At 70.9% G+C, this 20474-nt stretch carries 19 protein-coding genes and 3 pseudogenes; 9 read left to right on the plus strand and 13 right to left on the minus strand.

All coding sequences use genetic code 11. From position 1 onward, the window contains the following. The first annotated feature begins 66 nt into the window (after positions 1-66). From aroC to SLINC_RS49855, 3 genes and pseudogenes are all read left to right on the plus strand, one after another. A complete protein-coding gene (gene aroC / locus SLINC_RS44870) occupies positions 67-1251 on the plus strand; it encodes a chorismate synthase (protein WP_067444446.1) in 1185 nt (394 codons plus the stop codon). Then, positions 1248-2066 (plus strand): annotated as a pseudogene (locus SLINC_RS49850) (shikimate dehydrogenase); the annotation flags it as partial. The gene aroC and the pseudogene SLINC_RS49850, both read left to right, overlap by 4 nt. Before the next feature lie 42 nt (positions 2067-2108). Then, positions 2109-2600 (plus strand): shikimate kinase, encoded by a 492-nt coding sequence (locus SLINC_RS49855; RefSeq protein ID WP_237282094.1) that lies wholly within the window; start codon positions 2109-2111, stop codon positions 2598-2600. Between the two features lie 69 nt (positions 2601-2669). On the opposite strand, the gene SLINC_RS44880 is transcribed toward SLINC_RS49855, so the two are convergent. Next, positions 2670-4067, minus strand: a complete 1398-nt coding sequence (locus SLINC_RS44880) for an MFS transporter (RefSeq protein ID WP_079165042.1) — start codon at positions 4065-4067, stop codon at positions 2670-2672. A gap of 268 nt (positions 4068-4335) precedes the next feature. Between SLINC_RS44880 and SLINC_RS44885 the strand changes: the two genes are divergently transcribed. Continuing rightward, a complete protein-coding gene (locus SLINC_RS44885; protein ID WP_067444449.1) occupies positions 4336-5202 on the plus strand; it encodes a helix-turn-helix transcriptional regulator in 867 nt (288 codons plus the stop codon). Here SLINC_RS44885 and SLINC_RS44890 read toward each other — a convergent pair. The 11 genes from SLINC_RS44890 to SLINC_RS44940 form a co-directional block, all read right to left on the minus strand. Then, positions 5199-5681: an allene oxide cyclase barrel-like domain-containing protein gene (locus SLINC_RS44890; protein WP_067444452.1), complete on the minus strand. Its 483-nt coding sequence runs from the start codon at positions 5679-5681 to the stop codon at positions 5199-5201. The two genes, SLINC_RS44885 and SLINC_RS44890, sit on opposite strands and share 4 nt — an antisense overlap. Before the next feature lie 51 nt (positions 5682-5732). Further along, complete coding sequence (locus tag SLINC_RS44895) at positions 5733-7355, minus strand: HAL/PAL/TAL family ammonia-lyase (RefSeq protein WP_067444455.1); 1623 nt, start codon at positions 7353-7355, stop codon at positions 5733-5735. 34 nt (positions 7356-7389) lie between these two features. Then, positions 7390-8442: an acyl-CoA synthetase family protein gene (locus SLINC_RS44900; RefSeq protein WP_067444458.1), complete on the minus strand. Its 1053-nt coding sequence runs from the start codon at positions 8440-8442 to the stop codon at positions 7390-7392. 59 nt (positions 8443-8501) lie between these two features. Then, on the minus strand, positions 8502-9245 hold the full coding sequence (locus tag SLINC_RS44905; protein ID WP_237282095.1) for an SDR family NAD(P)-dependent oxidoreductase: 744 nt from the start codon (positions 9243-9245) through the stop codon (positions 8502-8504). A 106-nt stretch (positions 9246-9351) separates the two neighbouring features. Then, complete coding sequence (locus tag SLINC_RS44910) at positions 9352-10401, minus strand: acyl-CoA synthetase family protein (protein WP_067444461.1); 1050 nt, start codon at positions 10399-10401, stop codon at positions 9352-9354. Then, positions 10398-10673 (minus strand): acyl carrier protein, encoded by a 276-nt coding sequence (locus SLINC_RS44915; protein WP_067444464.1) that lies wholly within the window; start codon positions 10671-10673, stop codon positions 10398-10400. Before SLINC_RS44915 ends, SLINC_RS44910 begins: the two co-directional genes overlap by 4 nt. Positions 10674-10691: 18 nt before the next feature. Further along, positions 10692-11105, minus strand: coding sequence for a hypothetical protein (locus SLINC_RS44920; RefSeq protein ID WP_159425426.1), 414 nt, complete (start codon positions 11103-11105; stop codon positions 10692-10694). 13 nt (positions 11106-11118) lie between these two features. After that, on the minus strand, positions 11119-12849 hold the full coding sequence (locus SLINC_RS44925; RefSeq protein WP_067444471.1) for a prenyltransferase/squalene oxidase repeat-containing protein: 1731 nt from the start codon (positions 12847-12849) through the stop codon (positions 11119-11121). Next, positions 12846-14171, minus strand: coding sequence for a phenylacetate--CoA ligase family protein (locus SLINC_RS44930; protein ID WP_067444474.1), 1326 nt, complete (start codon positions 14169-14171; stop codon positions 12846-12848). Before SLINC_RS44930 ends, SLINC_RS44925 begins: the two co-directional genes overlap by 4 nt. Further along, on the minus strand, positions 14168-15556 hold the full coding sequence (locus SLINC_RS44935; protein ID WP_067444477.1) for an aldehyde dehydrogenase family protein: 1389 nt from the start codon (positions 15554-15556) through the stop codon (positions 14168-14170). The genes SLINC_RS44930 and SLINC_RS44935 overlap by 4 nt, the downstream gene beginning before the upstream one ends. Positions 15557-15612: 56 nt before the next feature. After that, positions 15613-16719, minus strand: coding sequence for a 3-deoxy-7-phosphoheptulonate synthase (locus SLINC_RS44940; RefSeq protein ID WP_067444480.1), 1107 nt, complete (start codon positions 16717-16719; stop codon positions 15613-15615). A gap of 606 nt (positions 16720-17325) precedes the next feature. Between SLINC_RS44940 and SLINC_RS50665 the strand changes: the two are divergent. Beyond that, positions 17326-17695 (plus strand): annotated as a pseudogene (locus SLINC_RS50665) (helix-turn-helix domain-containing protein); the annotation flags it as partial. On the opposite strand, the pseudogene SLINC_RS47780 reads toward SLINC_RS50665, so the two are convergent. Next, positions 17635-18295 (minus strand): annotated as a pseudogene (locus SLINC_RS47780) (SMI1/KNR4 family protein); the annotation flags it as partial. The pseudogenes SLINC_RS50665 and SLINC_RS47780 sit on opposite strands and share 61 nt — an antisense overlap. A 473-nt stretch (positions 18296-18768) precedes the next feature. Here SLINC_RS47780 and SLINC_RS48325 point away from each other — a divergent pair. The 4 genes from SLINC_RS48325 (at position 18769) to SLINC_RS44960 (ending at position 20396) form a co-directional block, all read left to right on the plus strand. Further along, complete coding sequence (locus tag SLINC_RS48325) at positions 18769-18927, plus strand: hypothetical protein (RefSeq protein WP_159425427.1); 159 nt, start codon at positions 18769-18771, stop codon at positions 18925-18927. Between the two features lie 75 nt (positions 18928-19002). Further along, a complete protein-coding gene (locus SLINC_RS44950) occupies positions 19003-19230 on the plus strand; it encodes a hypothetical protein (RefSeq protein ID WP_067444486.1) in 228 nt (75 codons plus the stop codon). Between the two features lie 258 nt (positions 19231-19488). Further along, entirely contained in the window at positions 19489-19995 is a 507-nt protein-coding gene (locus SLINC_RS44955) for a DUF2617 family protein (RefSeq protein ID WP_067444489.1), read from the plus strand. Continuing rightward, complete coding sequence (locus SLINC_RS44960; protein WP_067444492.1) at positions 19992-20396, plus strand: DUF4247 domain-containing protein; 405 nt, start codon at positions 19992-19994, stop codon at positions 20394-20396. Before SLINC_RS44955 ends, SLINC_RS44960 begins: the two co-directional genes overlap by 4 nt. Positions 20397-20474 lie beyond the last annotated feature (78 nt).

A 20474-nucleotide genomic window follows, 5' to 3' on the forward strand; every position in this document is an offset into this window, starting at 1 on the left:
GGCGACGGTTCGCCCGATACGAAGTCCCCGTCGGCTCGGCCGACATGACGAAGGAGCACCTCTGACATGAGCAGGTTGCGCTGGCTGACCGCGGGGGAGTCCCACGGTCCCGCACTCGTGGCGACGCTGGAGGGTCTTCCCGCCGGCGTGCCGATCACCACGGCCATGGTGGCGGATCATCTCGCGAGGCGCCGACTCGGCTACGGGCGCGGTGCCCGCATGAAGTTCGAGCAGGACGAGGTCACCTTCCTCGGCGGCGTCCGGCACGGTCTGACCCTGGGATCGCCGGTGGCGATCACGGTGGGCAACACGGAGTGGCCGAAGTGGGAGCAGGTGATGGCGGCCGATCCGGTGGATCCGGCGATCCTCGCCGGCCTGGCACGTAACGTCCCGCTGACCCGGCCGCGGCCCGGGCACGCGGATCTCGCCGGTATGCAGAAGTACGGCTTCGACGAGGCCCGGCCGGTTCTGGAGCGGGCCTCGGCGCGGGAGACGGCGGCTCGGGTGGCGCTCGGTGCGGTGGCCCGGTCGTACGTGAAGGAGACGGCCGGTATCGAGATCGTCAGCCACGTGGTGGAGCTGGCGGGCGCCGTGGCCCCGCAGGGCGTGTATCCCACGCCTGCCGACGTGGAGCGGCTGGACTCGGACCCGGTGCGCTGTCTGGACGCGGATGCGTCGAAGGCGATGGTCGCGGAGATCGACCAGGCACACAAGGACGGTGACACGCTCGGTGGTGTGGTCGAGGTGCTCGCCTACGACGTCCCCGTGGGCCTCGGTTCGCATGTGCACTGGGACCGAAGGCTGGACGCCCGGCTCGCGGGCGCCCTGATGGGCATTCAGGCGATCAAGGGGGTGGAGATCGGTGACGGCTTCGGTCTGGCGCGGGTGCCGGGCTCCGAGGCGCACGACGAGATCGTCAACACCGACGAGGGTGTCCGGCGTGCTTCTGGCCGTTCCGGCGGTACCGAGGGCGGGCTGTCCACTGGTGAACTGCTGCGGGTGCGAGCCGCGATGAAGCCGATCGCGACCGTGCCGCATGCCCTGCGCACCGTGGACGTGACCACCGGCGAGACGGCGGCCGCACACCACCAGCGCTCGGATGTGTCCGCGGTTCCCGCGGCCGGCATCGTCGCCGAGGCGATGGTGGCGCTCGTCCTGGCGGACGCGGTGGCGGAGAAGTTCGGCGGTGACTCGGTGACCGAGACGTGTCGCAACGTGCGGTCGTACCTCGACAACCCGGCGATCCGATGAGCGGGCAGGTCCGCCGGGCAGCCGTGCTGGGCTCGCCGGTCGCGCACTCGCTGTCGCCGGTACTGCACCGCGCCGCCTATGCGGAACTGGGGCTCACCGACTGGTCGTACGACCGGTTCGACGTCGACGAGACAGGACTCCCCGGCTTCATCGAGAGCCTCGGCCCGCAGTGGGCGGGACTGTCGCTGACCATGCCGCTGAAACGCGCGGTGATCCCGCTGCTCGACGGGATCAGTGCGACGGCTCGCTCCGTCGAGGCGGTCAACACCGTGGTGTTCACCGAGGACGGTGAGCGCCTGGGCGACAACACGGACATCCCCGGGATGGTCGCCGCACTGCACGAACACGGCGTCGAACAGGTCGACTCGGCCACGATCCTCGGTGGCGGGGCCACCGCTTCCTCCGCTCTGGCCGCCCTGGCCGGGATCTGCACCGGGGAGGTCGTGGCGTACGTCCGCGGTGCGCGTCGTGCGGAGCAGATGCGGGAGTGGGGCGAGCGGCTCGGTGTCGACGTCCGTACGGCGGACTGGGCGGACGCGGCGCGAGGACTGCGCGCGCCACTGGTGGTGTCGACCACACCGGCGGGGGTGACGGACGCCCTCGCTCCGCAGGTGCCGCAGGTGCCCGGCACACTCTTCGACGTGCTCTACGATCCCTGGCCGACCGCGCTCGCGGCGCGTTGGTCCGCGCTCGGCGGGCCCGTGGTCAGCGGACTCGACCTGCTGGTGCACCAGGCGGTGCTGCAGGTGGAGCGGATGACCGGCCGGGTCCGGGCTCCGCTGGACGCGATGCGGCGGGCCGGGCGGACCACGCTCGGTCTCGGGGCAACCCGTCCCAAGGCCGTCCTGGTCGGCCCCATGGGCGTGGGCAAGTCCACTGTCGGGCAGCTGCTGGCGGAACGACTCGGGGTCGGCTACCGGGACACCGACGACGACATCGTGCGGGAACAGGGGCGGACCATCGCGGAGATCTTCGTCGACGAGGGCGAGCCGGGGTTCCGCGCGATCGAGAAGCGAGCGGTGCGGCGGGCCGTGGCCGGGCACGACGGTGTCCTCGCGCTGGGCGGTGGCGCGATCCTGGACGCGGACACGCGCGCCGCGCTGGCCGGTCTGAGGGTCGTCCATCTCTCGATGGGCGTCGAGGAGGCGGTGCGGCGGGTGGGGCTGAACGCGGCGCGGCCCCTGCTGTCAGTCAACGCGCCTGCGCGGTGGCAGGAGTTGATGGAGGCGCGGCGCCATCTGTACGCCGAGGTCGCCCGGGTGGTCGTGGCCACGGACGGCCGCAGTCCCGAAGAAGTCACCCAGGCAGTCCTCGACGCACTGGAATGGCCGAAGGACGCACTGGAATAGCCGAGGAGCGCCGCTCACGCTCATGCGTCGGGTGTGCCGGGCCGGCGCCCGGCACACCCGACGTTGTCCTCAGCGGCGCGGCAGCAGGGCCGCCGCGCCCAGCGCGTTGGCCACCAGGAGGCCGGCGCCGAGCAGCAGGCTCTCCCGCATCCCCGGCGCGAAGTCCCCCGCGAGAAGCGCACCGAAGACGGCGATGCTGAGCGCTCCGCCTGTCTGGCGGCTGGTGTTGAGCAGTGCCGCCGCCGTGCCGGCGCGCTCGGCGGCGACACTGTCGAGCATCAGGGAGGTCAGCGCGGGCATGGCGAGGGCGCCGCCGATGCCCAGCGGAATCATCAGCAGGGCGGTCACCCACGGGGGCGTGCCGGTGTCGACGGCGGCCAGCCCGCCGCTGCCCACCGCGGTGATCAGCAGCCCTGTGACGACCACCTTCCGCGGGCCGTGGTGGGAGACCGCCCTCGGCGAGAAGTAGTTGAAGAAGGCGGTGACCACGGCCATCGGCACGAACATCAGTCCGGCGGAGAAGGCTGACTGCCCCCGCTGCTCCTGGAAGAAGAGGCTCAGCACGAACACCCCGCCGTAGAAGCCGGCGTTGCAGGCGAAGCCCGCGACGACCGGCACGCTGACCCCGCGCTGCCGGAACAGCTCCAGCGGCAGCATCGGCGCGCGCCGCCGCGCCTCGACGGCCACGAAACCCGCCCCGGCCACCACCGCGACCCCGGCCGCGGCCAGCACCGTACGGGTGAACCCGTCGTGCCCGCCCTCGATCACGGCGAAGGTCAGCGCGGCCAGCGCCACGACCGCCGTCAACTGCCCCGGCAGGTCGAACTCGACTCGGTGGCGCGCGGAGCGTGCCGCTCGCATCAGGATCAGGAGAGCGGCAAGGCCGGCAGGCACGTTGAGCCAGAACACGGCACGCCAGCTCCATTCCGTGGTGAGCAGCCCGCCCAGGACGGGCCCCGCGGCGATGGCCACCGCGCCGCCGACCGTCCACAGGGCGATGCCGCGCGCCCGCGCGTCCGGATCGGGGAACGCCTGTCGGATCAGCGCCAGCGAGGCGGGCACCATCGCCGCTGCCGCGCTCCCCTGGACCACCCGCGCCGCCGTCAGCGCACCGAGCGTCGGCGCCACCGCGCAGGCCAGCGACGCGACGGTGAAGACGGCGATCCCCCAGCCGTATGCGCGCCGCGCGCCGACCGCGTCCGAGAAAGCGCCGGCGGAGAGCATCAGCGCCGCGAACATCAGGGTGTAGCTGTCGGCGACCCACTGGAGCCCGGACAACGAGCCGCCGAGGTCGTGTCCCACGGCGGGGAGCGCCACATTGACACCGGAGACGTCGAGTGTGATCACGAAGAAGCCGAGGACGGCGGCGACCAGAGCCGCGGTGGCCGAACCCGCCGGCCCGGGCTCACCCCGGATACTCGTGCTCCCCTCGGTTTCCGCGCCCTTCCTGGACTGCGTCACGCTCATTGTGGAGTGCTCCTCACTGTGTCGTCGTCCCTGTCGGGACACGGAATCGGACCTGAGATCGGCCATGGAGCCGGTCATGTGTGCGGTCATGGATCGGATGTGGGCTACGGAAAAGGACGGCGGGTACGAACGGCGGACACGGAAAACGGGGATGGAACCAGCGTGCCCGGCCCACGCGCCCTCAGGCAGACCGAGCCGTGGGGGGCAGCGTCGTGCCTGTCCCTGATACGGCCCCCCTGGACGCGCGACCCTTTGCGACAATGGACGGATGAGCGAAGGTACGGAACTGGGCCGTTTCCTCCGTGCGCGCCGCGCGCAAGTGCACCCACAGGACGTGGGCCTGCGCGCCGGCACGGGCATCCGCCGCACTCCGGGGCTGCGCCGCGAGGAACTGGCGACGCTGTCCGGGGTCAGTGTCGGCTACCTCACGCGACTGGAGCGTGGCAGCGAGACCCGGCCCTCACCCGCCGTCGTCACCGCGCTCGGCGAGGCGCTCCAGCTCTCGCCCGAGGCGCTGCAGCGGCTGCACGAACTGGTGGCCCTGGCCGCGGGCCGGACGCCGGTGCCGTCCCCGGGGCCGGCGCGCGCGGTGCGGGAGTCGGTGCGCACCCTGCTGGAGACGCTGCGTCCCTCACCGTCGTACGTCGTCAGCCGCGCCAACGACCTGCTGGCCGCCAACCGCCCCGGGCTGCGTCTCTTCCCCGGCATCACGGACTGGCCGCCGGAGCACCGCAACCTCACCCGCTACATGTTCCTGCACAGCATGGGCCGCCGGCTGTACCGCGACTGGGAGAAGATGGCTGCGCACAGCGCGGCCCACCTGCGGGCGATGGCGGGAGCCGACCCCGACATGCCGGAGCTGACCCAGCTCGTCGGCGAGCTCGTGGTCAAGAGCCCGGAGTTCGCCCGGCTCTGGGAGCGCTACGACGTGCAGGCGCGGGGTGGCGGCCAGAAGCACTTCCAGCACCCGGAGGTCGGCTCGATGTGCCTCAGCTACGAGGTGATGGCGATCTCTCGTACGGACGGCCAGCGCCTCGTCAGCTACCAGGCCACGCCGGGTACGCCGGACCATGACGCGATGCTGCTGCTGGACATGGCCAGCCCCCGGGACGCGGAACTCCCCGAAGGGGTCTAGGGCCTGTCCAGAGTGATGCGGTAGGTCTCGTGCGGAGTCTGGATGTCGTTGCACGTCAGTTCGCCGGTGGCGCCGCGGTAGGCGCCGGTGCCCCCGGTGACGGCCATCCGCACGGTGTCGCTGCCCTTGGTCCACAGCGACTGCGCGGTGATCTGTCCGTCCGGCAGTTGCACCGACAGGACGCAGTTGGTTGTGATTTTCTCGCTGTCCTGCGCGGTCACCTGGCAGGAGCTGCCGTCCTGACCGACCTGCTCGCCGTCCTGGAAGAGCTTGTCGGCGTAGATGAACTCGTCTCCGACGCTCAACCCGTGCTCGCCGACATCGGTCTTCACGACCCCGTCGTTGTCCACGGCAAGGTCGATGACCTTCTGGGGCCCGGCCTGCGCAGGGACGGTGAGCGCGGCGGACACCCCCAGTGCCCCCACCGCGGTTCCGACCGCACTGAACAGGGCGAGCTTCTTCTTCGACATGAGAGACATGAGAGGGACTCCTCGGTCACGCACCACGCCCGGCGTGGTGCTTCGGTTTCTTCAGGCGTTGTCGGGGAACCCGGCGGCGCGCCGCAGCGCCCCGCTCTCGATGAGGCCGATCACCGCCTTGATGTCCTGATCCAGCCGGCGGTCGTGAGTGACGAAGGCGCTGTGCTCCCGGATCAGCCCGTGCACCGCCCGGATGACCGGTGACGCCTTGTCGACGCCTCGCAGTTCGATCGCCTGGGCGAGGGCGAGCAGATGGATGGCCGCCACTTCACGCACCAGGCCGTTGACGGTGCGCGCGTCACGGGCCGAGATGGTGCCCATGCTGACGATGTCCTGGTTGTGCGCCTCCGTGGAGCGCGAGAACACCGACACCGGCCCTGTCTGTTTGAGGGCTTCGGCGGTGACGGCCGAGGCCGCTATCTGCATCCCCTTGAACCCGTGGTGCAGCCCCGCCTCGGGATCGTCCGCGTGGCGTGCGACGACCAGGTTGGGTGGCAGCCCCTCGTTGAACTTCTCGTCCACGACGAGCGCGAGCTGACGGTCGAGCAGGTTGGCCAGGCCGGCCACCGTGGTCTTGAGGCTGTCCATGGCCTGTCCGACATGGCCCGCGTAGAAGTTTCCGCCGAGGTGGAGTGCGGACTCGTCGACGTCGAACAGGGGATTGTCGGTGGCGGAGTTGATCTCGGTGTCGAGCCAGCTCTCCGCCCATGCGAGCGTGTCCCGGGTGATGCCGATGATCTGCGGGGCACAGCGCACCGAGTACTTGTCCTGGATCCTCTCGTTCAGCTGGAGGTAGCTTCGCCCGGCCGGCTTCTCGCGGCGCACCAGGATGTCCTCGAAGGACGTGGCGAGCCGCGACCCCGCCAGCAGGGTCCGGATGACCTCGGCGGAGCGGACCTGGCCCGCGTGCGGCTTGCCGGCGTGGACGAAAGGATGCAGCGCGGACGCGTTGCCGTGCAGAGCCTCCAGCGTCATGGCCGTCGCGAGTTCGGCGACGAAGGCCAGCTCCCGGGCGTCCCGGGCGGCGAGGACGGCGTACGCGGCGGCGAAGGAGGTTCCGTTGACCAGCGCGATGCCTTCCTTGGGCGCGAGCCGCACCGGCTCGATGCCCTCGGCGCGCAGGGCGTCGAGCGCCGGACGCACGGTGCCGCGGTGCAGGACCTGCCCTTCGCCGATCAGCGCGGCGGCCAGGTAGCACAGCGGTACGAGATCACCGCTTGCGCCCAGCGAACCACGTTCGGGGATCAATGGCAGAACGTCCCGGCTCAGGCACTCCAGCAGGGTCGACACCACCTCGGGCCGGATCGCCGAGAAGCCCTTCGCCAGCGCGTTGGCCCTGATGATCATGGTGGCTCGGGCGACCGCCGGTACGGCCGCCGGTCCCACCCCGTTGAGGTGGTAGAGCACAAGGTTGCGCTGGAGTTCGTGCGCCTTGTCCGGCGAGATCTGCCGGACGCAGCTGTCTCCGAAGCCCGTGGTCACGCCGTAGACGGGGATCTCCTGGGCCAGCAACGTCTCCTTGAGGCCGACGGAGGCCCGCATCCGCTCGACGGCCTCGGCACCCAGTGCCACCCCGGTGTCGCCGCCCCCGTGGCGCGCCGCCGCGGCGACCGCACGGGATGACAGGCCGGTTCCGTCGAGTTCGAGACGCTGGACCGTGGACACGTGTGGCATGTGTACTGCTCCTCCCGGACAGCGGGAAGCGTCCCTAGTAGACGCCCTCGATCAGCTTCTGGCCGTCCACCTCGGCGACCGGACGAATGTTCCGCAGGGAGTCCCCGACCCCTGTGGGGCTGGGTATCCGTGTGGCCAGATCGCGTTCGAGGCTGTTGGGCACCAGGCCGTACCTGGTGAGGTAGTTCATGACCACGGCCCCCTCCGACCCGAACTCGACCGGCCGACCGGAGGAGGGGTCGACCACGCGGTAGAAGACATAGGGGGCGTACGAGTCGAAGACCATGTCGCCCGTGCCCTCCGGGTCGGGGCGCTGGACCGTGCCACTGAGGACGGAGGTGCTGCCGTACGACCCGCGGAACCGCGTCTTGGGGAAAAGCTCCGTGGACAGGTAGTCCAGGGTGTCGGGGTCCATGTGCGCCCCGGTCCAGATCACCAGGCGGACCTTCTCCTCGATCAGCGCGCGGACCGAGGCCCGTTCGGCCAGCCGGGCGAGCAGCGGAGGTGTCGTGATCAGGAACGCGATGTCCTGCGACCGCAGGACCAGTTCGGCCTGGTCGACGAGGTGGTCGACGTAGGTGCCCGCGCCGGTGGTGTCACCGGAGGCGATGAGCCGCTTGACCCAGCGGGGGTCCAGGTCGATGGAGAACCGGATCCCGCCCCTGGCCTGCGCGATCCTCCGGGAGTACTCGCCGAGCATGTGGGGGCCGCTGGGTGCCACGGCCAGCGTGTGCCCCTGGCCGTCGTCGGTGTAGTGGGAGTTCTCCCACGCCATGTACTGGTCGAACCAGTTCTCGAACATCAGGAAGCGCTTGGGAGCTCCGGTGGTGCCTCCGCTCTCGTAGACGGCGGACACCTTCTCCGTCGCGTCCAGGCCGCGGGGGATCAGGTCCTCGACCGGGACGTCCCGGAGCTCGTCGACCAGGTTGGGAAACCTCAGCAGGTCATCGACGCACCGCACGGCCTCAACCGGATCGAAACCCAGCCGGTCGCGGCGCTCCAGCCAGTACCGGGAGCCCGTGGCCGGGTCGAAGTGCCAGCGCATCATGGCTCGGACGTGTGCGTCGGCCTGTTCACGGGCGTTCATGGCGGGTCACCGTGCTTTCTCGTTCTTGAACGGACGGGATGGAATGAGGCGGGCGGCCGTCAGACGCCGTGCTGCGAACCGCCGTTGATCTGGAGAATCTGTGAGGTGACATAGCCACCCGGCTTCGAGCACAGGTAGAAGCCGAGCTCCGCGACGTCCACCGGATCGCCCGCACGTCCCAGCGCGGTCTGCCGGACGAGCATGCTCTCCCGGGCGGCCGGGAGGGCGCCGCCGAAGAGGTCGGTGTCCGCGACGTATCCCGGCGCGATCGCGTTGGTGCTGATGCCGCGCGACCCCAGGCGCGTCGCGAGGGTGTGGACGTACGAGTGGAGCGCCGCCTTCGCGGCGCCGTAGCCCCCCGTTCCGCCGGAGCCCCGGTAGGCGGCGATCGAGCTGTAGAGCACGATGCTGCCGCCCTCGGCCATGAGGGGCAGCAGGCCCTCCACGGCGACGACCGAGGTCATGACGTTCGCCTGGTACGCCTCCTGCCATTCCGCCAGGACCGACTTCACGTCCTGCGCGTCCGCGCCTTCGGACTGCGGTACCGCGCCCGCGCAGCACAGCAGCGCGCCGACGGGCAGCCCCGTCGCCCTGATACGGCTCTGCAGGACCTCCGCCGACCCGGCGTCGGACATGTCGAGGGCGAGCGGCTCGACGTCCGCTCCGGGCACGCTCGACCCGATCTCCTCCACTGCCTGCGTGAGGCGCTTCTCCTGACGTGCGATCAGGAGCACCTTGTCGTTGTTCTCGGCGAACCGCTTCGCTGTGGCCTTGCCGATGCCGGCGCTCGCGCCGGTCACCACGATCAACCTGGACAGAGTCGAACACTCCAATGATGTGTTGCTTCGGATGATGTCTGCTTGAGAAGAGAGGGTTCAGAAGAGCGGCTTCAGAAGAGCGCGGAGGGTTTCACGCGGAGGTGGGAGCGAACTCCGCGAAAAGGGCGCTCCGGTCCGGCTTTCCGGTGGGAGTCCTCGGGATGCCCGCCAGCTCCACGATCTGCGACGGGCTCGGGAAATCCCGGAGAGCCGCTCTGACGTCCGCGATGCCCACCGCATGGCCCCGGCCGGACCAGAAGACCACGTATCCCTCGCCGGCGAGCGAGTCGTCGGGCAGCGGCAGTACGACACATTCCGTCTGCGGCAGACAGGCCTTCAGCTGCTCGTCGACCCGGGCGAGATGGACCTTGACTCCGTTCACCTTGATCAGGGAACTGCTGCGCCCGACGAGCCGGAAAGCGCGGGGCCCGGTGAATTCCACCAGGTCTCCGGTGGCCCATCGGTCGGGCGGTCGTGTCCCGTGCTCCGGGCGGGCCAGGCGCGGGCCACGGATGACCAGTTCCTCCGGCCCGCGCGTCGGTGCGCCGGCGTCCCGTACGAAGGACACGTCGGGGAGGGCCTGCCAGGGGCCCGCGTCACCTCCCTCGGGTCCCTCCGGGAGCAGAGGCCGGTGGGCGAGGCCTCCGGTCTCGGTCGATCCCAGGATCTCGTGCGCCCGCAGCAGCGGAGCGGCTCGGCGGACGAGTTCGTGGGCCGTGGGCGGCGCGGCCGCGGAGCTGTGCAGGGCGACGACCGAACCCGCGCGCTCCAGCACCGGCAGGCTACGGCGCAGCAGGTCCCAGGCCATCGGGATACAGACGGCCAGGACCCGCTCGCCGGGGGAGACCGGCAGGGGGGCGAACGGATCGGCCCACGCCTGGTGGACGGGAACGCCCGCGATGCGGGGCAGCCACTGGCCGAACAGCGCGCCGAACAGGTGCTGCGGCGGGGCGTAGTTGAGGACGCGATCGACCGGGCCGACCAACCGCGTGCCGATCAGCTCCACCTCGCGCTCCATCTGGTGGGGGAGCCGGAACCAGTGACGTGCTTCTCCCGTGCTGCCTGAGGTGCCGAAGCGGATCTCGTCGTGGCGGCCCCCGGTCCGGGACGCGTGCGTAGGAGTCACCGTCGTCTCCGTCATGCCGTCATGTCCTCGACGCGCTCGCGGACGTACTCGGTGGTCCGGCCGAGCGTGCTGAACCAGTGGCGCACGTCGTCGCCGACGAAGTCGACCTCGATGCCGAACTCGCCCTCGACGGAGTTGACGTACTCGAGGGCCGCCAGGCTGTCGAAACCCGGCAGCGTGTCGGACAGGTCCGCGTCAGCGGTCAATGCACGGGCGGCGTCGCCGAAGCGCTTCTCGAGGACGGCCAGGACGCGGTTGCTGATCTCGGTCTGGTCAAGGGTGTGCATGGGGAACCTTTCTCCTGGTCAGCGGCCGGCCGGTTGCGGCTCGGCGCTCGTCATCGACCCCGACTCCAGGTAGAACACCCGGTCGGGCTGGGTGGGTTGGAACCTGACCGTCAGGTGGGCGGTGTCCGTGCCGAGACCGAGCGCCTGCCTGACCTCCTCGGCCAGCTCGGCCCGGTACGCGTGGTCGCGGTCGGGATGGATGTGGCACACGACGGACGCCCACCGGGCGTGCCGGTTCTGGCCCGTGTCGTCCTCGAAGGTCGTCAGCGGCATCCCGCCGGCGAAGTACTCCATGGGTTGCGCGGTTCGGAAGGAGACCACGACGTGCGCTGCCTCGGAACCGTGCGCGGCCATCCACCGGGTGAGGCGCAGCGCGGTCTTCAGGCGCGCGGAGGGGGTCAGCGGGGTGCTGGTGACATCGACGGTCGGCAAGATCACGCGCCTTTCACGAGAGGGCCAGGGGCGGCAGGGTGTGCCGTTCGGGAGACAGCCGCAGTTCCAGACGCCGTCCCAGGCAGTCGGCGAGCGGGCCGCCGCTCGTGGCCATCAGGGGGGTCCAGGCGAACCCGGCGTCCGCCGTGCGCACGCTGTCCAGGAACTTCGCCAGATGGCCGGAGTCCCAGTCGAGGCCGAACGTGTCCGCCGCCAGCACGGCTTCGTAGGTGCTCAGCAGGTCGGGGACCCGGTTGCCCTCGTTCGCGTATCCGCCGCCGCGGACCCGGTGCCGGGCGAGGGCCTCACCGGCGAGGGCGCCGTCCGCCCCGACTGCCCGGTGCCGCGCCCGCAGGGCCTGCAGGGTGGCCCGCAGCGTGGACCGGCCGCCGGGCACGTTGGCGTACTGGCCGGGTGCCGTCTCGCAGGAGGCGACGTACTCGGCGATGTCCCGCAGGTGGCCGGCGACGGAGTCGCCGCCGATCCGGTGGAGGATCTCGGCGGCGGCGGCCGTCGACACGATGTCGGACGCGCGGCCCTCCCAGTAGCCGAAGCCGCCGTCGGGGTTCTGGATGCCGTCGGTGAGCCAACCCGCGATCCGGGCACGGGCCGGGGCGTCCTCTTCGAACGCCCCCGCCGACAGGGCCCAGAGCGTGCACCGCACCTCGCTCCCTCGGCCGGGCATGTACATGATGCCGTTCTCGTTGGGCAGCATGCAGCTCTCCGTCCACCGCAGGGCCTCGCGCTCCCCGGTTTCCGAGAGGCGGCCGGCCATCAGGTGGGCCGAGGTGGTGAGGACGTCCGAGGCGAGGCCTGGGGTGCGATAGGTGAAGCCGCCCTGAGGGGTCCGGAAGGACAGCACGGTTTCGACCACCCCGTCGGCGAGGTCGTCCAGCTCGGCGCCGAGTTCCCTGAGCGCTCCCACCCCGCAGAACGCGGCCCACACGTCCGGTACGGGATAGCCGGGCCACCGGGTGAACGACCCTGTCGGCCCCAGCCGGGCCCGAATCCAGGCGACGCAGCCCTCGGGGTCCCTCGGGGTCTCGTCAAGGCGGCTCAGGGCACCGGTGGCCCGGAAGGTCGCCCACAGGCAGTCCGTCTCGTCGCCCTCCTGGAAGGTGAACCCGCCGGCCGCGCTCTGCCGTCCCCTGAGCCAGCTCGTGAGCCGCTCGCGGTCCCACGGCAGCGGACCCTCTCCGCCGGTGGCCGTGTGCCAGGCGGTGACGGCGTAGTAGCAGGCCCGCACGTCGGACGCGCCGCCCTTGGCGTGAGCCGGACTCCAGGCCAGTCCGCCGTCCTCGGCCTGAAGCGCCGCCAGCCAGTCGAACAGCGCCGGAGGCGGCTGCTCACCGAAGATCTCCACCAGGGTGCGTACGGCGTAGTAGGTGGCCCACACGTCCGACGCCTGACCGGGCGTCATCGCGAATCCGCCGTCGGGGTGGGCGGCGCTCCACACCCATGCGGAGCTCGACGCGCGGACCGTGCCACGGCTGGAGGTCGGCAGATCGGCCAGGGTCTGGGTGCAGTAGTAGGTCGCCCAGGCGTCGGAGCTCATGCCGGCCGACCACGCGAATCCGCCGTCGGAGTTCTGCCGGGAGGCGAGGAAGCCGGCGGCGGTCTCGGGGGACGGCAGGTCGCCGACGCGGCCGAGCCAGCCGAGGGTCCGTACCGCCGCGTAGGTGCACCACAGGTCCGACTCCCCGGAGACCACTCCGGACGACCTCAGCAGCGTGTCGTACGTCATGCCGGCACCGCCTCGTCCACGACCCGGAAGTTGGACCGCTTCCAGCTCTTCTGGGAACCACCGCTCTTCGTCGTCACCGGCAGCCGGTTGACGAACCGGACCTCGTCCCACCGGAAGCCGAGGCGTTCGTCCGTGCGCCGCTGGATGAGGTCGTTCTTCGCGGACTCGGCGGTCCGGTCGGTGCCCGGGTCCCGCTCCAGCAGCAGCCGGGCCCAGGTGCCGCGCTCGTCGGTCTCGATCAAATAGCCCATCACGTCGCGGCCCGCGTAGACGACGCCTTCGAGGTCGCGAGTGCGGACCCGGCTGCCCTTGATCCGGGTCCCGTCGCTGCCCCGGCCGTGGACCGTGACCACCGGGGTGTCCGCGCCGCACCGGCAGCCGTCCGACAGGGACACCTCGTCGCCCATGTCGAGGCGGAGCAGGGGGCGGGCGTCGTTGTTGAGCGGGGTGACGACGAGCCGGCCCTCGCGTCCGGCCTCGGCGGGTGTGATGCCGTTCTCGTCCGCGATCTCGAAGTAGTTGGCCCCGCGCAGCAGGTGCAGCCGGTCGTGCGCGCAGCACGCGGACAGCGTGCCGCTCTCGGTGCTGCCGTAACTCGCGTCGTAGGCACGCGCGTTCCACCAGTGCCCCGCCATGGTGCGCAGTTCGGGGGTGCTCACCTCGCCGAGCAGCATGAGCAGGTCGACGGACTCGCTCAGCCGGTCCAGCAGGCCGCGCCTCTTGATGACCTGGGAGAACTCCAGGAGCACGCCGGGCGCCACGAACAGCACGGTCGGCCGGAAGACCTCCCACAGTCCGACGATGCGGTCCCAGTCGGAGATCCCGGTGGTGTACGGGTAGGCCTTGACGTGGGGAATTCCCAGGAACTCGCAGACGCCGACCATCAGGTCGGCCACCGGCACGATGTCCGAGGGCAGCAGGATCAGGGCACGGTGACCACTGTCAGCCAGCATGCCGCGCCAGGCCTCGGCGACGGACACGGTGTTGGCGATCATGTCCTGGGCCGTGCGCGGCGTGGGCGTGGGGGTCCCTGTCGTCCCCGTGGTCTGGTAGTACTTCAGCCCCGCGTCGACCGGTACCCGCAGGAAGTCGAGGGGCCGGGACTTGAGGTCGTCCTTGGACGTCGCCGGCAGATCACGGAAAGCCCGCGTCGAGAACGTGTCGAGCGAGGCATAGGCGGATGTCTGCCGCGCGCGCTGCCAGGTCTCGGCCAGCTTCGACGCGTAGTAGGCGTCGTCGGAGGGGGAGACGCGGCGGTGAGCGGTCACCTCCTGCTGTATCCGCTCCATGAAGTCGAGGTCACTCCGGGAGTTGATCTTCACTTGTCGCTCCTTTTCTCGTTCATGTCCGTCCGGGCCAGCCCCTTGGCGCGCATCAGGAACTCGCCGAGGAAGCCGTCGTGCGGGACGTCCGGATGGGTCCACGAGGTCGGCAGGCTCCGGTACACATTGGAGACCGAGGTGAGATCCGAGGCCGCGGTGACCAGCTCCAGGTCCTCCGTGTGCAGCGACAGCACCAGCGATCCGTCGAGAACGTCCGTCGCACCGCGCTCGAACGGGGCGACCCACACACACGGGAAGGGCATCTCGTACGACAGCAGCGGGTCCTTCGGGGACGTCAGTTCCACGACCGCGGGCGTCACGGCCGACAGGGAGCCCTCGCCGGCGAGCCGCTCGACCCTCGGTGCCAGGTGCACGACCGCGTCCTGTGCCCGCTGCAGGACCGCTGACGTCAGCCGCTCGGCATCGGCCGCCGGCAGGCACGGCAGAAGCGCCGCGTCGTCGAGGGGGTGGGCCGGTGCCACCCTGCCCAGCGCGGTGGCCAGTTCGGCGGCGAACCCCGCCGGCTCGTCCTCGACCAGCACGCCGGTGGTCGCGGTGCACGCGGTCCCCGCGTGGTGGAGCACGCCCGTGCGGGCGAGTTCGAGCCCGGTGTGCCGGTCCGCGTCGGCGGTCACGACCAGTTTCGAGCGGCCCGGTCCCTGCGGCCGGATGTCGGCCCGGCCCCGGTACCTGTCCACGACGTCCTGACCGCCGTACACCATGGCGAGATCCGAGTGCTCGACGATCAGATCCGCCGTCGCGTGGTCGCAGGGCGCCACGACCAGCTGCGCCGCCGGCAGCCCGGCCTCCCGCAGCGCGGTGACGAGGCGGAGCGGGGTGAGCGGATCGCGGTTGGAGGGGCGGACGACGACCCGGTAGCCGAGTGCCAGAGCCTCCGGCCACATGGCGTGGACCCCCGGGCTGTTGCCGGCCGCGTGCACGGCGAAGACGTCGCCGGTGCGGCGCCACGAGGCGCCCGCCGATGGCGCGTCGGACACGGCGGTGCCGACGGGGGCGCAACCCGTGGGCCGGGCTGCGGACGGCATCCGTCCCACGTCGCGCAGGGTCGCCGTGATGAGCCTGTCGCACTCGCGCACGATGGCGATGGGCGTGCCCGTCAGCTCCGCCAGCCGCCGCTCATGGGCTTCCAGACCGTCTCCCAGGATCACCTGGTTCTCGAAGACGTCGGCCGCCTTCCGGAGGACTTCCGCCGTCCTTGCGACGGGCAGTGGCGCGCTCACGCGCAACTGATCGATCCAGTGGGAGACGACCAGGCCCGGGACCGAGGCCAGTTCGAGTGCCGGGTTGCCCGAGGCGTCCGTCACGGTGGTGCGGTTCCGCGTCCGATAGGGCCCGGTCGGCCCCAGCGCGGGGATGTCCAGCATGATGCTCGCTCTCCTGTTCCTTCCGGCGAGTCGCGGCGCGTACGGGGGTGAGGCGGTCAGCGGGCGGTGGCCGTCGCGGCGCGGCGCTCGCGGGTCGCGGCCGCGAGGTCCCGCAGCACGTCGACGGTGGCCTCCCAGCCCATGCAGGCGTCGGTGACGCTCTGGCCGAACACGGGCTCGGCGAGGCCGAGTTCCTGACGCCCGGGGATGAGGAAGCCCTCCAGCATGACGCCGCGGATGTCCATGTCGCCGGTCGCGACCTGGGCCCCTATCTCCCGGGCGACCAGGGCCTGGCGGTCGTGGTCCTTGCCGCTGTTGCCGTGGCTGGCGTCGATGACCAGGCCAGTCGGCAGTGCGGACGCCTTCAGCAGGCGCGCCGTCTCGCGCACGTCCTCGGCACGGTAGTTGGGCCGGCCCGACGCGCCCCGGAGCACCACGTGGCAGTCGGGGTTCCCGCTGGTGCGCAGGGTGACCGGCCTGCCGTCCGAGGCGATGCCGAGGTAGGCGTGAGGGGCGGCCGCGGACCGGATGGCGTCGACGGCGACGGTCACCGAGCCGTTGCTGCCGTTCTTCATGCCCACGGGCATGGGCAGACCGCTCGCCAGCTGGCGGTGCACCTGGCTCTCCACGGTCCGTGCGCCGATGGCGCCCCAGGAGACCAGGTCGGCCAGATACGGCGGAGCCGCCGGGCTCAGCCACTCCGTCGCGATGGGCAGCCCCAGTTCGGCGACCTCCAGCATCAACGTCCGGGCCGTTCGCAGCCCCAGATTGAGATCCGGCCTGCCGTCCAGAGCCGGGTCGGTGAGCAGCCCGGTCCAGCCGACCGTGGTGCGGGGCTTCTCGACGTACACCCGCATGACCACCGCCAGGTCGTCGGCGAGGTCGGCGGCCAGTTCGGCCAGGGACTTCGCGTACGCGAGACCGGCGTCCACGTCGTGGACCGAGCACGGGCCGACCACGACGAGCAGGCGGTCGTCGTCACCGCTCAGCACACGGCGGGTCATCCCACGGCCGGCGTTCACCGAACGCTCCGCGGCCACGGTCAGGGGAAGCGCGCTCAGGAGCTCCGTGGGGGTGCTCGCCAGGTGCGTACGGCACTGCCCACCGATGCGCTCCGGCGTCACCTGTTCGATCCGGGAATCGGGTTTTGCTTCGGTCGGCATCTGAAGACTCTGCATCGTTCCTCAATTCCTTCTGCTCAGTGCAGAAGTTGTGCGTCGGCAACGAATCATCCGGGCGTACCTGGATCTCTCAAGTGCCCATTCCGAAAGGCCGAACAGACTGGCTTGGAGATGGTCATTTCTCGGTACAACCATCCGGCAGGCACACGAATTACCGTGCCCCATCCGCCGGACGCCCCGCCACCTGTGCCGCATGCAGCAAGTTGTTGTGCACGTAGCTGCACCGGGTGCGTGATGTCCAGCACACGAGGTTCAGAGCGGGATGAAGTCATTTCCGCTCTTCTACGATCTGACGTACGACTCTTCTACGACCTGACGTGCGACGACGTCTTGTCGTGGTCCCGCGTCGCAGCGCGGCGGGCCGACGGGCTCGCCCTGGCGCCGAAGCGCGGCCTCCACACGGGCAGTCGGAGACCACCCGAGAGCAGGTGGTGCAGGAATCCACCGACATGTTGCCGTCGGCCTTCTGGGCCTTTCACGAGCTCTACCATCAGGCCTGCTTCGAGTATGCCGCCGTGCGGTTACTCAGCTTGAACTCGGGCTTTCGTTGCTGCTCACAGGGCTTGATCCTCGGGGTGCGTCGTTGTCATGAGGTATGCGCAGGGCGGCGGCCTGTCGGACGAGCGCCGGCAGTTCCGCGAGGGGATCCGCACGGTGGCCGCCGAGCGGTTCGCGCAGGGTGAGCCGAGTTCGGCGATCGCGAAGGAGTTACGAGTCGGCGTCCACTCCATCCAGCGCTGGCGCAGGTTGTGGGACAAGGGAGGACCTCGGGCCCTGCGGTCTGCGGGATCCGCTTCGCCGCCGCGGTTGAGCGAGGCCCGGTTCGCCGTGCCGGAGGCGGAGTCGGCGAAGGGCCCGGTGGCGCACGGCTGGCCTGACCCGCGGTGGACGCTGTCCCGGGTCAAGACCGTGATCGGCCGTCGGAGCTACACCCGGCAAGGGGTGCGCAAGCCGCGGTGTCGCGAGGATCTCCCGCCCACGCTCAGGAGTGATCAGCGGCCCCAGGACCGGATCGGTGAGCAACCCCAGCGGGCTGAATCCCGGGCCTCTGCGGCGACCCGGCCCCATGGGCCGGCAGGCGCGTAGCGATGGGTACCGTCCCGCATCGCGCTCAGTACGGCCTCGGCGGTCTTCCGGGCCGCCCCGCGGGCGGTCATCATCCCGAGCCAGTGATCGTCCCCGCCCAGCCGCCATCCGCCGCGCGCCGGCGTCATGGCCTCCACAGGCAGAATCTCGGGCAGGTAGCGCGGGTCGGCCACCAGGTTGCCGCAATCCCGGGAGTCGCTCGGAGCCAGCAGATGCCGGAGCTGGTTCAGCAGGACGGCGCTTCGCGGCCTTCCGAAGGGCAGCGCCTCTTCGAGCAGTGGCATGGCCTCCTCGTACTGTCCGCGCAGGGCCAGCAGGCGGGCCTCCTCCACATGGGCGTCCTGGGCGCGCGTGGTCGCGTTCACGAAGTCGGGTCTTTCCACCCGGTCGACGTGGAACGCTTGTAGACGAAGAGCGCCCACTCACCGTCCTGGTCGCTGTCGCCGTCCCGCGAGGTCTCAAGCCGACGGGCTACCGCGTCCAAGGCCACCGAGAGATAGGCGAACGGGTACAAAGGCCACCCGACGCATTGGAACATTGAGACTTGCCGGGCCGGATCGGGTCCGCCCGGGGGTTCTGTCTCACCGCCTTGATCTTCACGCACGGGTTCTGGAGCGAGATCGACGCACCGTAGCGTCCGGACGCACGCAGCCTGCTCAAGCGCGCCCTCGACGCTGTCGATGGCGGCGGGCAGTAGGCGCCATAGCCGCGGCCGCGGCTGCCGTCGGCCGTCCCCGCACCCCTCCGTGCGGTGCGTGGCGGTCGCGAGCGATGTCACCGCGGTGGTCCAACACGCGGCCCGCGTGGTCGGGGGCTGGCGAGACTTGCCGGCAGGACGGCATCCGTGCCGAAGCGGCCCGGCCTCAGCTGCTTCCGTCTTCTGGCCTAGTGCGCTGTCGTTCAGCCGCCCCGGCGCGGGCCCAACACGTCAAGGAGTCCTACCAGTTGACCTCCCAGCCGATCGACTTACAGCCGGTATACGATCCCGCCCGAGGGTGGGCCCACTTCGTCCTCTACACCGAACCCGACCGCGGCTTCGCCAGTGCCGGACTCAACGGCACGGTGTCCATCGAGCGGGAGTCGCCGTACGTCGGGAGTGGCTGAGCAGGCTGGAGCCGCGACCTCGGCAGCAACGCGGCACCGGAGCCGCCGGGCATCGCACGCGCGGCGGCGACCCTGTTGGACGCCCAAGAGCACGTCGGCGCAGGCCGCCTGGACCACGCGCGGCTCGCCCTGGACGCCGCCGACGACTTGCTCGCGCAGGCCCTGCTCACCCTGCGTCTCCTGCGCCTGGCGCTGTGCGCCGACAAGCGGCCCGGCAACGGCGAACAGCTCCCCAGGTGGTGCCGCTCCGTGACACGGCGGCGAGCGCGGCGGCCACCGGCAACGTCACTCGGAGCAGGCTGACGCCCGTTTGCCGGCTGCGGGCACCGGCGCGGCCGCGCGTCGGCCACAGCTCACGCACCCGCCCCGCCGTGGACGCCTCGCTCCGGCCGGAGCAGCCCCGTCCGGTGCCGCCTCCGGCATCCTCCGCCCGCCACGACCTGGCCCCTGGACCGCCTAGCCTGAGCCCACATCCGGAGCCTGTCTCCCCCTCTCCAAGTGCCACGAACGCATGTGTCATAATCGGGCGCTGATCATGGCAAGTAACGACCGGGGGGCCGTGTGTACGCCGTTTCTCTGGATGCTCCCTATCTGGACACGGATGCGGATCAACTCTGCTTCTCGCTGGACTTGACGGAGCGTCCGGCACTGGCGGAACGTGCGGTGTCACTGGGCGGGCTGGACGTGCGGCTGCGGCTGCTGGGGGCCTCGCACCAGGTGTTCGCCGGTCCCGTGAGAGAGACGGTGGCCTGTCTGCAGGGCGCGGTGAGGGGTCTGCCAGAGACCTGCGCCCGGCAACTACCGGGCTGGGGCTACGATTTCGGCGCCACCACGCACCGGCTGATTCCGGCGGAATTCGGTGCCGAGGTGGCGCGCGTCCTCGGCCAGGCCGCCGACGCCGAGCACAGCCTGTGCGGAGTCTTCCCCGGTTCGCCGGAGGCGGTCACCGCGGTGGTCGTCGAGACGGTCGAGGGACCACACGGTCCCGGGCTCGTCTGGCGCACCTGGCACACGTATCCGCAAAACGGCCAGATCGTATCGACGTACAGCCGGCTGGAGGCCCGATGAACAGCGCCCGACTCGTCCGCGCGGCGGTGGCGGCCGCGCTGGCCGCGACCCTGCTCACCGCCTGCTCCAGCGACGGGGACAGCGACGCGGTCCCGCGCGAGTGGATCAGGAAGACGTACACCGCGACCGGGGGCGACTGGCTCGACCCGCGCAGCAGTCCGAGCGAGGTCGCCCAGGCGATCCACTCCAAGCGCGCATCTGAGGACCGTGCCTCCGGCGACAGGATGGAGTTCCTGCGTTACGGCGACGACATGGTCACCGTCTCGCCGTACCGGAGCGGCAGCCGGATCGAGATCGAGGACTACCGCAACGGCTACCACCGCCACCAACGGCACCTCACCTACTGGCCGAACCCGAACAGCGCGAGCTTCCGCGGCGGTGGCCCCGGCGAGGGCAAGTAGCGCCCGGTGACCGGCTCGAACACCACCCGGCGCATCCCATGCTCCTCTCGCACAGCACCTGATCACGCCTCGACCCCG

Origin of the sequence: Streptomyces lincolnensis (assembly GCF_001685355.1) — a bacterium.
In the GTDB taxonomy this organism is placed as follows: domain Bacteria; phylum Actinomycetota; class Actinomycetes; order Streptomycetales; family Streptomycetaceae; genus Streptomyces; species Streptomyces lincolnensis.